The sequence below is a fragment of the Blattabacterium cuenoti genome, assembly GCF_014251595.1.
Lineage (GTDB): Bacteria > Bacteroidota > Bacteroidia > Flavobacteriales > Blattabacteriaceae > Blattabacterium > Blattabacterium cuenoti_Q.
The window spans coordinates 505667-519192 of sequence record NZ_CP059192.1; the positions used below are offsets into that span (position 1 = coordinate 505667).

General features: G+C 24.4%; 15 protein-coding genes. 11 read left to right on the top strand and 4 right to left on the bottom strand.

The window, feature by feature from the left end; translation table 11 throughout:
• The first annotated feature begins 1 nt into the window (after window position 1).
• From H0H66_RS02485 to H0H66_RS02500, 4 genes are all read left to right on the top strand, one after another.
• A complete protein-coding gene (locus H0H66_RS02485) occupies window positions 2-634 on the top strand; it encodes a DUF4290 domain-containing protein (RefSeq protein ID WP_185857858.1) in 633 nt (210 codons plus the stop codon).
• Between the two features lie 38 nt (window positions 635-672).
• On the top strand, window positions 673-1986 hold the full coding sequence (gene murA / locus H0H66_RS02490; protein ID WP_185857859.1) for a UDP-N-acetylglucosamine 1-carboxyvinyltransferase: 1314 nt from the start codon (window positions 673-675) through the stop codon (window positions 1984-1986).
• Window positions 1987-2223: 237 nt separating this feature from the next.
• A complete protein-coding gene (gene greA / locus H0H66_RS02495) occupies window positions 2224-2706 on the top strand; it encodes a transcription elongation factor GreA (protein ID WP_185857860.1) in 483 nt (160 codons plus the stop codon).
• Entirely contained in the window at window positions 2699-3118 is a 420-nt protein-coding gene (locus H0H66_RS02500; RefSeq protein WP_185857861.1) for an HIT family protein, read from the top strand. Before greA ends, H0H66_RS02500 begins: the two co-directional genes overlap by 8 nt.
• Before the next feature lie 17 nt (window positions 3119-3135).
• Here the strand turns inward: H0H66_RS02500 and H0H66_RS02505 are convergent, their stop codons facing one another.
• Window positions 3136-3906: a type III pantothenate kinase gene (locus H0H66_RS02505; RefSeq protein ID WP_185857862.1), complete on the bottom strand. Its 771-nt coding sequence runs from the start codon at window positions 3904-3906 to the stop codon at window positions 3136-3138.
• A 104-nt stretch (window positions 3907-4010) separates the two neighbouring features.
• On the opposite strand from H0H66_RS02505, the gene H0H66_RS03100 reads away from it, so the two are divergent.
• From H0H66_RS03100 to H0H66_RS02515, 3 genes are all read left to right on the top strand, one after another.
• On the top strand, window positions 4011-4412 hold the full coding sequence (locus H0H66_RS03100) for an alpha/beta fold hydrolase (RefSeq protein ID WP_238785047.1): 402 nt from the start codon (window positions 4011-4013) through the stop codon (window positions 4410-4412).
• A 149-nt stretch (window positions 4413-4561) separates the two neighbouring features.
• Window positions 4562-4795: an alpha/beta fold hydrolase gene (locus H0H66_RS03105; protein WP_238785048.1), complete on the top strand. Its 234-nt coding sequence runs from the start codon at window positions 4562-4564 to the stop codon at window positions 4793-4795.
• 23 nt (window positions 4796-4818) lie between these two features.
• The gene (locus H0H66_RS02515) at window positions 4819-5451 is read left to right on the top strand and encodes a 5-formyltetrahydrofolate cyclo-ligase (RefSeq protein WP_185857863.1); all 633 of its coding nucleotides are present in this window, start codon (window positions 4819-4821) and stop codon (window positions 5449-5451) included.
• On the opposite strand, the gene rseP is transcribed toward H0H66_RS02515, so the two are convergent.
• Complete coding sequence (rseP, locus tag H0H66_RS02520; protein ID WP_185857864.1) at window positions 5398-6723, bottom strand: RIP metalloprotease RseP; 1326 nt, start codon at window positions 6721-6723, stop codon at window positions 5398-5400. The two genes, H0H66_RS02515 and rseP, sit on opposite strands and share 54 nt — an antisense overlap.
• Window positions 6724-6794: 71 nt before the next feature.
• Between rseP and H0H66_RS02525 the strand changes: the two genes are divergently transcribed.
• Both H0H66_RS02525 and feoB read left to right on the top strand, forming a co-directional pair.
• Window positions 6795-7031, top strand: a complete 237-nt coding sequence (locus H0H66_RS02525) for a FeoA family protein (RefSeq protein WP_185857865.1) — start codon at window positions 6795-6797, stop codon at window positions 7029-7031.
• Window positions 7031-9094, top strand: a complete 2064-nt coding sequence (gene feoB, locus H0H66_RS02530) for a ferrous iron transport protein B (protein ID WP_185857866.1) — start codon at window positions 7031-7033, stop codon at window positions 9092-9094. The genes H0H66_RS02525 and feoB overlap by 1 nt, the downstream gene beginning before the upstream one ends.
• A gap of 118 nt (window positions 9095-9212) precedes the next feature.
• On the opposite strand, the gene H0H66_RS02535 is transcribed toward feoB, so the two are convergent.
• Window positions 9213-10193, bottom strand: coding sequence for a D-alanine--D-alanine ligase (locus H0H66_RS02535; protein ID WP_185857867.1), 981 nt, complete (start codon window positions 10191-10193; stop codon window positions 9213-9215).
• A gap of 128 nt (window positions 10194-10321) precedes the next feature.
• Between H0H66_RS02535 and H0H66_RS02540 the strand changes: the two genes are divergently transcribed.
• On the top strand, window positions 10322-11155 hold the full coding sequence (locus tag H0H66_RS02540; protein ID WP_317167868.1) for a PASTA domain-containing protein: 834 nt from the start codon (window positions 10322-10324) through the stop codon (window positions 11153-11155).
• Window positions 11142-12143: an RluA family pseudouridine synthase gene (locus tag H0H66_RS02545; RefSeq protein ID WP_185857869.1), complete on the top strand. Its 1002-nt coding sequence runs from the start codon at window positions 11142-11144 to the stop codon at window positions 12141-12143. The genes H0H66_RS02540 and H0H66_RS02545 overlap by 14 nt, the downstream gene beginning before the upstream one ends.
• Here the strand turns inward: H0H66_RS02545 and mgtE are convergent.
• Window positions 12138-13487, bottom strand: a complete 1350-nt coding sequence (gene mgtE, locus H0H66_RS02550; protein WP_185857870.1) for a magnesium transporter — start codon at window positions 13485-13487, stop codon at window positions 12138-12140. The genes H0H66_RS02545 and mgtE overlap by 6 nt on opposite strands.
• Window positions 13488-13526: the final 39 nt, after the last annotated feature.

Below are 13526 nucleotides of genomic sequence, written 5' to 3' on the forward strand. Positions count from 1 at the left end.
TATGGAATACAACACGAATCGTTTAAAATTGGTAATCCCAGAATATGGGAGAAATATTCATAAAATGATAGATCACGCCATACAAATAAAAAACAGAAATAAAAGGAATCGTTGTGCATGGGAGATTATTAAATTAATGACGAGTTCTATTCATACTACTAAATTTCATAAATCAATTCCTTATTTACAACATAAATTATGGAATCAACTTTTTATTATGTCCAAATATCAATTGGATATTGATACTCCTTTTCCTATTCCTAAACCCACCTCAAAAGAAATCTACAAAATAAATTTATGTAATACTAAAAAAGTAGTGTATCCTGAATATTTAACAAATTTTAGATATTATGGAAAAATCATAAGAGATATGATACATGCAGCAATACGTTGTAAAGATACACAAAAAAAAGAAGGGTTATTTTATGCTATTGCTAATACAATGAAAAAAAATTATTTAAGATGGAATAAAAACATGGTGGAAGATGATGTGATATTTAAAGATTTAAAAAAACTTTCAGAGGGAAAGATATGTTTAATGAAAAATGTAGATTCTTTATTACAAAGTTCTCATATTTTAAAATATAGAAAAAATATAAATATGACTAAAAGAAAAGATTATAAATATGACTAAAAGAAAAGATAATTAAAATATACAAACTTATTTTTATAATGGGAACTTTTAAAATAAAAGGAGGAGTTCCTTTAAAAGGAGAAATTCAACCACAAGGATCTAAAAACGAATCTTTACAGGTATTATGTGCCGTATTATTAACTTCAGAAAAGTTAAGAATTAAAAACATACCAGAAATAGGAGATGTTAAATGTATGATGAAAATTCTGAAAGATCTTGGAGTTTTAGTCATAAAAAATGGAATTGGAGATTATACTTTTCAAGCAAAAAATATAAACATTGAATATTTAAATACGAAAAGATTTCGTGAATATGGAAAATCTATCAGAGGATCAATTATGATTGCAGGACCTTTACTTTCTAGATTTGGAAAGGTTTGTATTCCAATTCCTGGAGGAGATAGAATAGGTAGACGACGTATAGATGCTCATTTAACAGGACTAAAATTATTAGGAAGTAATATATACTATCATAATGAATACAAATATTTTGATTTACGTATAAATAAAAACAATTTGATTGGAGAATATATTTTAATGGAAGAAGCTTCTATTACAGGAACAGCTAACGTCATTATGGCTGCAACTTTGGCTAAAGGAAAAACGACCATATACAATGCCGCTTGTGAACCTTATATTCAACAATTATGCAAATTGTTAAATAAAATGGGAGCAAAAATTAAAGGAATAGGATCTAATTTAATTAATATAACTGGAGTTAAAGAATTAGGAGGATGTTCTCATACTATATTACCTGATATGATAGAAATAGGAAGTTGGATAGGATTAGCTGCTATTACTTGTTCCGAAATTAGAATTAAAAATGTTAATTGGAAAAATTTAGGAATTATACCTAATACATTTCAAAAAATGGGAATTAAATTAGAAAAAGAAAAGGATAATATTTATATTCCATCACAAAAATCTTATCAAATAAAAAAATCATTTAATAATGCAATATTAACAATATCCGATGCACCATGGCCTGGATTAACTCCAGATTTATTAAGCATTTTAACTGTAGTAGCGACTCAAGCGAAAGGAAGTGTTTTAATTCATCAGAAAATGTTTGAGAGTAGATTATTTTTCGTAGATAAGCTTATTGAAATGGGAGCACAAATCATATTATGTGATCCTCATAGAGCTACTGTTATAGGATTAGATCATCAATATACTCTTAGAGGAGCGACATTAAATTCACCAGATATAAGAGCAGGAATATCTCTACTTATAGCAGCTCTTTCGGCTAAAGGAACTAGTGTTATTCAAAATATAGAACAAATAGATAGAGGATATGAAAATATAGATAAAAGATTACGTATTTTAGGAGCAAACATTCTAAGAATGAAATGATAAAGTCATTTTTTTTACAATTAACTTGATTGAAAAGATACATTTTAATTTCATAAATAATATATTATTTATCTCCATCATTTTTTTCACAATTTTTGAGTGAATATATGAAAAACAATAAAATAATATGAAACATATGTATTTATTTCAGAATCATATAATATAACTTTATATGTCATATAATTTAAATAGATAAATTGAATGAAAAAGATAAGAAAAAAATAATAATGAAAAATTATGGCAAAATTTGAATATATAACTAAAGAAGGATTAGAAAAATTACAAAAAGAAATAGAGAGACTAGAAAACATAGAACGTCCAAAAATATCTATGCAAATAGCAGAAGCTAGAGATAAAGGTGATTTATCAGAAAATGCGGAATATGACGCAATAAAAGAAGCTCAAGGTTTTTTAGAAATGAATATAGCCAAGTTAAAAAAAAAATTATATAATGCACGGATTATAGATGGATCAAAAATTAATAGAACGAGAGTTTCTATTCTTTCCACAGTGAGAGTTAAAAATTTAACCCATGGAGGAGAACAAATATATACCTTAGTTCCAGAAGGAGAAGCTGACTTAAAATCAGGAAAAATATCCATAAACACGCCCATATCAACAGGGTTACTTGGAAAACAAATAGGAGAAATAGCCCATATTAAGTTGCCTAATAAAATGATACTTGATTATGAAATTTTAGAAATAGCATTTAATGAATAAAAATAATATATTTCAAAAAATAATTAATAATGAAATTATAGCTTATAAAATAGCGGAAAATTCGGATCATTTAGCTTTTTTAGATATTTATCCCTTAAAAATAGGACACACTTTAATAATACCAAAAAAAAGTAATACAGATAAAATTTTTTCTTTATCGGAAAAAGAATTTATCTCTATTATGTCTTTTACAAGAAAAGTAGCTGTAGGTATAGAAAAAATTATTCCTTGTAACCGTGTTGGTATATTTGTTTTAGGATTTGAAATTCCTCATGTACATATTCATTTAATTCCTATGGACAGAGAAAGCGATGGTAATTTTTCCAAAAAAAGAATGGTTTTGTCTTCAAACAATTTACAAAATTTGTCCTATAAAATTAAAAAATCTATTCAAGGATTAGAACATAGATGAAAATTTTCATTTGTGTTCTAATGATTCCAATGAAATAAAATTTTTAATCCTTTTATTGTATGTAATTTATCTTTTATATGAATTTTTTCGATCAAAGGGGTATATATGTGAGAAACACCTCCTGTTGCAATAACAAAACAATTTGTTTTCAATTCTTGATTGACTCTATTAATTAATCCTTCAACCATACTTATATATCCATATATTATTCCACTTTGAATACATGTTTCTGTATACTGTCCTAATATACTAGGAGGTTCTTTTAACTCAATTTTTGATAATTGAGCTGTGTTTCCAATTAAGGCACTTAAAGAACTATTGACTCCTGGAGCTATAATAACCCCTTGAAGTCCCCCATATTTATCTATGCAGGTCAAACTTAATGCAGTTCCAAAATCCACGACTAAAGTCGTTTTTTGATTATTGTATAATGTATATGCAGCTATAGCGTTAGCATACAAATCTGTACCTAATTGATGAGAATAATGTTTAACAGGAGAAGATGAATTTCTATCAACTACAATAGGTTTGATTTTATGTATTTCATATAGAGATTGCTCCACAATATTTGTAAGAGAAGGGACCACTGATCCAATCACAATATTTTGTATAAGTTTGGATAAAATCCCATATTGCTGATATATATTTCTAAATAATAAAATATATTCATCTCGTGATCTATGCGGAGTAGTATTAATAATCCAAGAACAATGACATTCTAAATTATAATGATTATCAAATAATCCAAAACGAAGATTAGAATTTCCAATATTTATTGTTAACAACATGATTCACTTTATTTTTTTTAAACGTCTTTTGAATCAGATAATTGTTTTCTTTCAATTTCAATAATATTTGATTTCATTATATTTATATTAATATATATTAATATATGACTAATATTATAAATTTTAAAACAAAAGGAAAAGGAATTCCTGTCGTCTTGTTACATGGATTCATGGAAAGTTTAGAAATATGGAACTATGTATATGATAACATTTCTAAAAAATATAAAATTATTTCTATTGATCTTCCAGGTCATGGAAAAAGTATTTTTCCATTAAAAGAAAATACAGTTTTTACGATGGAAAAAACTGCAGAAATTGTAAAAAAAATTCTAGAAAAAGAAAATATACAAAAAGCTGTTTTTGTAGGCCACTCTATGGGAGGATATGTTGCTTTAGCAATAGCAGAAAAATATCCAGAAATATTTTTAGGTTTGTGTTTGCTTCATTCCACCACAAAATCAGATACATTTGAAAAAAAAAAAATCGGATTCAATCAATTCAATTAGCAATTAATAATCATCCATTATTTATATCCATAAGTATAAAAAAATTATTTTTTTACAAAAAGCTATCTTCTTTACAAAAAGAATTTCTTTTTGTAAAGAAGATAGCTTCTAATACTCATATTAATAGCATTATTTCTTTTTTAAAAGGAATGTCAATTCGAAAAGATAGAAAGTTTTTATTAAAAACAACCCAATTTCCAAAATTGTATATAGCTGGTTTATATGATATGGTTCTTGATGTAAAAAAAATTTATGAAGAAACTAAAAATGGAAATCAAATTTATTTTGTAGCTATACCTACAGGTCATATGGGGCATATAGAAAAACCTAAAGAAATAATAAAAATATTAGAAAATTTTATAGATTTTTCTATTTTTTATTAGGAAATAAAACATGAATAAAATAAATGAATAAAAAAAAATTACGTAAAAAATATTTGCATATGAGAAGATATATTTCTCAAAATGAAATTAGAAAAATGAGTTATGATATTTTTTTTCAGCTAAAAAAAATATTTTTTATATGGGAAAAGAAACTTTATCATATTTTTATACCAATACAAAAATTTCGAGAAATAAATACATTTATAATCATCAATTTTTTACTAAAAAAAGAAAAATGTGTGACTATTCCTTGTTCTAACTTTCATAAGTTATCTATAGAAAATTGTTTATTTCATGAAAATACCATATTAATCAAAAAAAAACATGGAATTTTAGAACCTATTCCAATGCATAAGTATATTATTTCTATTTCTATGATTGAAGTCATATTTATTCCTTTATTAATATTTGATTTAAAAGGTTATAGAATCGGTTACGGAAAAGGTTTTTATGATAGATTTATTCCTTTATGCAAAAAAAATGTTATGAAAATAGGTTTAAGTTATTTTTCTCCCATAAAAAAAATCCAAAATATACATAAAAATGATTTATTTCTGGATATAGGAATTACACCTAGTCAAATTTTTTTATTCGATAAAAATTCAAGAAATAAAAACTTTGAAAATATCCCAAATTATGATCGACATCATTATTAAACTAATAATGACAAATCCATAAACAGTACTACGTTCAATAATTTCTTCATTTATTTTTTTTCTTGTAATCATTTCAATCATGATAAATAAAATATAACCTCCATCTAATGATGGTATAGGGAATAAATTTAAAAACGCTAACCAAATAGATAAAGTACCTGTTAAAGTCCAAAAAATACCCCAATTCCATTTAGATGGAAATTCTTTAGCAATGGAAAAAAAACTTCCTATTTGTTTATAAGCTTTAGTTTCTATATGAAAAACATTTTTCAAAAAAAAGATTTGATTTTTTAAAACATCATAAGCTTTTTTTGTTCCATGAGGAAAGCTCTCTAAAAAAGAGTATTTCTTTTTTTCGAATAAAAAAATTTGATCTAAATCCATAAAGTTTTTTAAATAAATACCCAAAATCCCTTTTGAATCTAAAAAAATTTCTTTTTGAATTAATTTTCCATTTCTATTTATAGATATTAATATATTTTCATTTTTGTATTTTGATAATAAATCTTTTAATTGATCAGAAAAAAGAACAAATTCAGAATTAATAGCTAATATTTCATCATTATTTTTTAATCCATATTTTTCTGCTTTAGAATTTTTGATCATATAATTTATGATAGGAGGAACACGCGGTTTAATAAAAAAATTAAGTTCTTTTCGATCAAAAATAAATTTTTTCTTTTTATCATCTAATGGTAATTTTATAATATGACCCATACGATCTATAGTAATAGAATTTCCCAAAAGAATTTCTTTAGGAATTTCATTGAAATATGGAATATACTTATCGTTGATAAATAAAATTTTATCTCCATTTCTTAATCCAATTTTTTCTCCTATGGAATCAACTTCTATTCCATATTTCACATTTTTTGTAGGAAGATAAGTTTCTCCATATTTAAACAATAAAAAAGTAAAAATCAAAATGGATAACAATATATTAAAAATAATTCCTCCAGAAATGATTAACAGTCTTTTGATGGGGGATTTAGATCTAAATTCCCAATTTTTATTTTTTGATAAAATATTTTTGTTATCCATCATCATTCCAGATATTTTAACGTATCCTCCTAAAGGTAACCAACCTAATCCATAAATTGTATGTCCTATCTTTTTTTTAAAAATTGAAAACCAAGGATCAAAAAATAAAAAAAATCTTTCTACTCTAACTTTAAAGACTTGAGCTATAATAAAATGACCTAATTCATGAACAACAACTAATATAGAAATACTAAGTAGCAATTGTATAGATCTAATTAAAATTGATGACATTTCTCAGATTTAAAATAATTAAAAAAATAAAAAAGATAAATTTAAACCTTTATTCTAAAATAAAATATATTTTGAATTTATCTAATCTTAAAAAAGGAGAAAAAGGGATTATTAAGGGATATAAAAATGATAATTTTCCTGTCAAATTATTAGAATTAGGAGTTTTACCTGGTGTAAAAATTGAAATACTTTTTGTTTCTATTTTTTATGATCCATTATGTATAAGTTATGATCAATCTTGTTTAGCTTTACGAAAAAAAGAAGCTGAAAACATTATAGTTGAACCTATTATTCACAAAAATAAATAATGTCAAAAATTAAATTAGCTATTGTTGGAAATCCCAATGTAGGAAAAACTTCTTTATTCAATCAATTAACTGGACTTAATCAAAAAGTTGGAAATTATATAGGAGTTACAGTAGATAAAAAAATAGGAAATTTTTATTATGAAAATATGTGTTTTCAAATTATAGATCTTCCTGGAACTTATAGCATATATCCTTCATCTGAAGATGATGAAATAGTATGTAGGTTACTTAACAATATAAACGATTTAGATTATCCAGATAAAATCATAGTAGTAGCAGATTATTCGAATATAAAAAAAAGCCTTCTTTTACTTAGACAAGTACAAGATTTAGGATTTCCTGTTCTTTTTGTATTGAATATGGTCGACGAAGCAAAAAAAAAAGGAATATTTATTAATATAAAAAAATTAAAAAAATTTCTTATAACAGAAATTGTGTTGATCAATGCAAGAAAAGGAATAGGAGTTAATCAAATTAAAAGAAAAATAAAAAATTTAAATTCCAAAATAAAAATAACCCATTTTTTCAATCCCAGATTATATTATTCTCTTGCTATTAATGAAGTAAAAAATATTTATAAAGTCGATACTTATCAAGCTTGGTATTATTTAGCTTATCACAAAAAATTGTTAAAAGAAGATTGTTTATTAAATGAAATAAAAAAAAAATATAATATTATACCAAAACGATTACAAATCAAGGAAACATTAAGTCGATATGAAGAAATAGAAAAAATTTTCTCAAAAACAGTTTCTGAATTCATTTCAGATAAAGAAAAGACTTATTTAGAATTTTCTAAAAAAATAGATAATTCTTTCATTGTTCATCCTTTCTGGGGTTATTTTATTTTTTTATTCTTTTTATTTTTTATTTTTCAATGTATTTTTTTTGGGTCAGAAACTCCTAAACAATTTATAGAGCTTTTTTTTTCTTTTATACAAAAAAAATTATATAATGTTTATCCTGGTCCTTTAAATAATTTCCTTTTACAAGGAATCTTACCTGCAATTAGCACTATTGTTTCTTTTATTCCCCAAATTTCTATTTTACTATTTTTTCTTCTTCTTATGGAAGAAAGTGGATATATAAGCAGAGTTATATTTCTAATGGATAGAATTATGCGACCTTTTGGGTTAAATGGGAAAAGTGTTGTTCCTCTTATTTCTAGTATAGCTTGCGCGATTCCCGCAATCATGTCAGCTAGACATATAGAAAATCCTAGAGATCGTTTAATTACTATTTTAGCTACTCCTTTTATGACGTGTTCGGCTAGATTACCTGTTTATACTTTAATTATATCTCTAGTTATACCGAATAAAAAATGGTGTTTTATTCAATTAAGGGGAATAGTACTTATGTTTATGTATATTTTAGGGATTATATCGGCTTTAAGCGTATCAATAATTTTACATCAATTCTTAAAAAAAAAATATCAAAGTCATCTTATAATGGAAATCCCCACTTATAAAATTCCTATATTTAAAAATATATTAATCACTCTATGGATTCATATTAAATCATTTATTATAAATGCGGGTAAAATGATTTTATTAATTAATATATTAATTTGGGTTTTGGGTACTTTTGGTCCTTCAAAAAATTCATCAAATCAAAATTTGATCATAGATATACAAAGAAAAGAATTGCCTTATTCTTATTTAGGTATATTAGGAAAAAAAATGGAACCTGTAATTCATCCATTAGGATACGATTGGAAAATTGGGATCGGATTACTATCATCTCTTATAGCAAGAGAAGTTTTTGTTAGTACGATGGCTTCTGTCTACAGTATAGAAGAAAAAGAAAATTTTTTGAAAGAAAAAATGAAAAAAGAAATATCTCCTATAACTAAAAAACCTATTTATAATTTAGCAACAGGAGTTTCTTTGTTGTTTTTTTATGCATTTTCTATGCAATGTATGAGCACATTAGCTATAACAAAAAAAGAAACAAAATCTTGGAAATGGCCCATAGTACAATTTGTTTTTATGACTTTATTGGCTTATATAGTTTCATTATTAACATATCAAACACTTCAAATAAAATGTGGCAATACATTATAATAAGTTTATTTTTTTCATACTCAATTTTTTGTTTACTGAGAAAATTTTTGAATTTTTTTTGTATAAAAAAAAATTTTGTAAAAGAAAATAGAAAATGTGATTGTAAACTATGAAATTTTTATTTATTCATTTTTTCAATAGAAGCGTATATATAATTTTTAAAGACATCGGATAAAGATATTCCAACTATTTTCAATTGTTTTGGAAAAATACTTTCTTCTGAAAAACCTGGAACTGTATTGATTTCCAAAAAAAAAGGTTCTTCATTGACAAGTATGTATTCCGCTCTAGATATTCCTGATAGATTTAGAAATTGATATACTTTTTTTGCTGTGTTTCGTATTTTATTTTCAATATTTTTAGACATCTTTGCTGGTGTAATTTCTTGAGATTTTCCAGAATATTTTGATTCAAAATCAAAAAAATCATTTTGACTAATTATTTCTGTTATTGGCAAAACAATAATTTCATTTTTAAACGAAAAAACACCTACGGAAACTTCTTTTCCTTCAAGAAAAGATTCCACAATAATTTCTTCGTCTTCTATAAATGCTTTTTGTATTGCATCAAATAAATCTTTTTCTTCATAAACTTTGCTTATACCTAAACTAGACCCAGATCTATTAGGTTTTACGAAACAAGGAAGTCCTATTTTATTTAGGATTTTTTTTGGGGAAAAAGTTTGATTTTTATTTAAGAAAAAAAAATCAGCTGTATTAATTCCAAAATATTTCAAAAAAGTTAAACAATATTTTTTATTAAAAGTAACATTAGCATGATGAAAGTCACATCCTGTATAAGGAATTCTTAAAAGATCAAAATAAGCTTGTAATATTCCGTCCTCTCCTGGAGTTCCATGTATAGCATTAAATATACAATCAAATTTAAGATGTTTCATTCCATAAACAGTGAAATCTTGTTTATTTATAAAATATTCTTTATTTCTTTTATCTTTCATGAACCATTTTTCTTTAAAAATAAATATTTGATAAGGATCAAATTCTTTCCTACATAAATTTTCGTAAACAATTTTTCCACTTTTTAGTGAAATGATGGATTCTTTTGAATACCCCCCCATAATAACAGCTATTTTTTTCATTATTTATCTTTAATTTTATTAGTTTTTTTTATGTAAAATATGTAAAATATTTTCATTTAAATAATTTGTTTTTTTTCATGAATTATTTAAAATATTTTGTGATATTCATCGTTAATTTTTTAATTGCCATGTTAATTTTATATAAAATTTCTCAAATTGCATTGCAATGGGTAGATGTTTATACAAAACATGGGTCTTATGTGACTGTTCCTGATTTGAAAGGATTTACTTTATCTCAATCTATATCTATTTTAAAAAAATTAGGTCTTAAATACGATATAGATACATCACATTATGATCCTAATTTTAAAATTAATCAAATTATTTCCTTTTCTCCAGAAGCTGGAGATTATGTAAAAGAAGGAAGACATGTATATATACAAGTTAATTCTAAATCCTCTCAATCTATTTTACCTAATATCATAAATAAAGATAAACGAATGGCTATCAAATTCCTTCATGACAATCATATATCTGTTAAAGAAATAAGATATATTAATAATATGGATAAAGATAGTGTTTTCAAAGTTTTATATAAAAATAAATTTATTAAACCTGGATATAGGTTCCCCACTCATCAAGATGGAATCATTTTAATTATTGGAAAAGGATACGAAAAAAACAATTTCACAGTTCCTAATGTTATTGGAATGTCATTACATTCAGCAACTTATACTTTAAAAAATAAATTATTTCATACTATTAATTTTTATTATGATCATACAATAAAAAATCCTGATCAAGATGCAAAAGTATATCGTCAAAAACCTGATCCTGGATCTATTTATGATAAAAATAAATCTGTTGAACTTTGGTTAACTTCAAAAGAAGTGTTAGATCATTTAATTCAAATTGAAGAAAAAGATTCTAATAAAGAAATCGAAGACATTCAAATTGAAAAAAAAAATTATAATAAACAAACGGAAGAAAAGGAAAAAATGAAATTAAATGAGAAAAATTAAAATTATCGCAAACGAAAATCAAAAAGAAATTCGTATTGATAAGTTTTTAAAAAAAAATGTAGAAAATATTAGCAGGAATCAAATTCAAAAACTTACTCTTTCAGGAAGCGTTATGGTGAATCAACGCATTGTAAAAAAAAATTATAAAATAAAACCTTTAGATTTTCTAGAAATAGAAATTTCTAATATTCCCCCTTTATTAGATTATTTAGAGTATAAAAATATAATTGCAGAAAAAATAAATCTGGATATTATACATGAAGATGATGATGTAATTATAATTAATAAACCGGCCGGAATGGTAGTTCATCCTGGATTTGGACATAATAAAGGAACATTAATTCATGGAATTAAGTATCATTTTCAAAAATCAAACTTTCATAAGTTTAATTTATATAGAAGTGGATTGGTTCATAGATTGGATAAAGATACATCAGGTTTATTAGTTTTAGCTAAAAATGAATATTCTAAAAAATATTTATTTCAACAATTTCAATCCAAAACAATTCAAAGAGAATATAGAGCTTTAATATGGGGAAATTTAATTGAAGAAAAAGGAATTATAACTGGTTTTATTGGAAGAGATCCTAAAAATAGAAAAAGAATGACACTTTTTAAAAAAAATGAATCTCATAAAGGAAAATATTCTGTAACATATTATAAGGTATTAGAACGGTTTAAATATTTAACATATGTTTCTTGTAATATAAAAACAGGAAAAACTCATCAAATAAGAGCTCATTTCAAGTATTTAGGTCATCCATTATTTCATGATTCTACTTATGGAGGAAATAAAATTTTTATGAAAAAAAAATGTTCAAATCAAAATATAAAATTTTTAAAAAACTGCCTAAAAATATTATCAAGACAAGCTTTACATGCCATATCTCTTTCTTTTATACATCCAAAAAATGAAAAATGTTATTTTTATTGTCCAATTCCTGAAGATTTTAAAATAGTTCTACAAAAATGTAGAAAAATATTATAATAAAGTACCATGTAAAAGAAGATAAGATATAGAAAAATATATAATTAATCCAACGACATCTACTAATGTAGCAACAAAAGGAGCAGAAGAAGTTGCAGGATCTCCTCTAAATTTTTTAATTATAAAAGGCAACATCGCCCCACTGAAAGTCCCCCATAATACTATTCCAATTAACGAAAAAAATACCGTGAATCCTACCAAAATCCAATGATAACCATAATTAAATAAATTGATTTTGTGCCAAGCTACTACACGTATAAAACCAGTCAGTCCTAAAATACTACCTAAGAAAAAACCACAAATAATTTCTCTTCGCATGACAATCCACCAATCTTTTATTTTCACTTCTCCTAAAGCCATTGCTTGTATGATTAAACTTGCAGCTTGAGAACCACTATTTCCACCACTAGAAACAACTAAAGGAATGAACAAAGCAAGAACTAAAGCTTTTTCGATAACACTTGAAAATATTTGCATCACTGTTGTGGTTAACATTTCTCCTATAAATAATAAAATAAGCCATCCCGCTCTTTTTTTAATAAGTTTGTATAAAGGAACGTTTAAATAAGATTGATTTAAAGCTTCCATTCTTCCTATTTCTTGAAAATCTTCTCTATAATTTTCATTTAAAACCCATAAAATATCATCTATTGTGACTATTCCTAATAAAAAATTCTGATCGTCTATAACGGGAAGCGAAATTCTATTACTCATGGAAAACATTTTGATTGCTTCTTTTTCTGTATCTGTAACATTTAAAGTTTCAGTATATTGACCGTTTGTTAAATCAGATACTTTTGTATTGGGATCTACTAATAAAAATTCTCGTATTTTTATATCATCTATTAATTTTCCTTCTTTATCTATTATATAAACAATTTCTATTACATCACTATCTTTTACATCTTTACGAATATAATTTAAAACTTCTTTTACAGTCCAGTTTTCTTGAACAGCAAGATAATATGGAATCATTAAACAACCTATACTATTTTTAGGATACCCTATAGATACTAAAGTTTTACATTTTTCTTCTGGATTCAAATATTTTATTAAATCTTTTAATATATTCTTGGGAAGATTTTCTAAAAAATAAACACGATCATTTATCGATAAATTATTTAATAATTCCATTTTTTTAATAGGAGGTAAACCTTTTATAATTTTTTTTTTTATAGAAAAATTTAATACTCTAAAAACAGAAATTGCTTTACATAATTTTAATAAACTAAAAATTTTTACAACATGATTCGAATTATGATAAATAATTTTTATTAATCTACTTACAGTTTGATTATTTAGAAATTTATCGTTATTTAAATGATCTTGATCCTCATTAAACATTTTTTATTTTTTTTTTGTAGAAATTTTTTATGAATATAT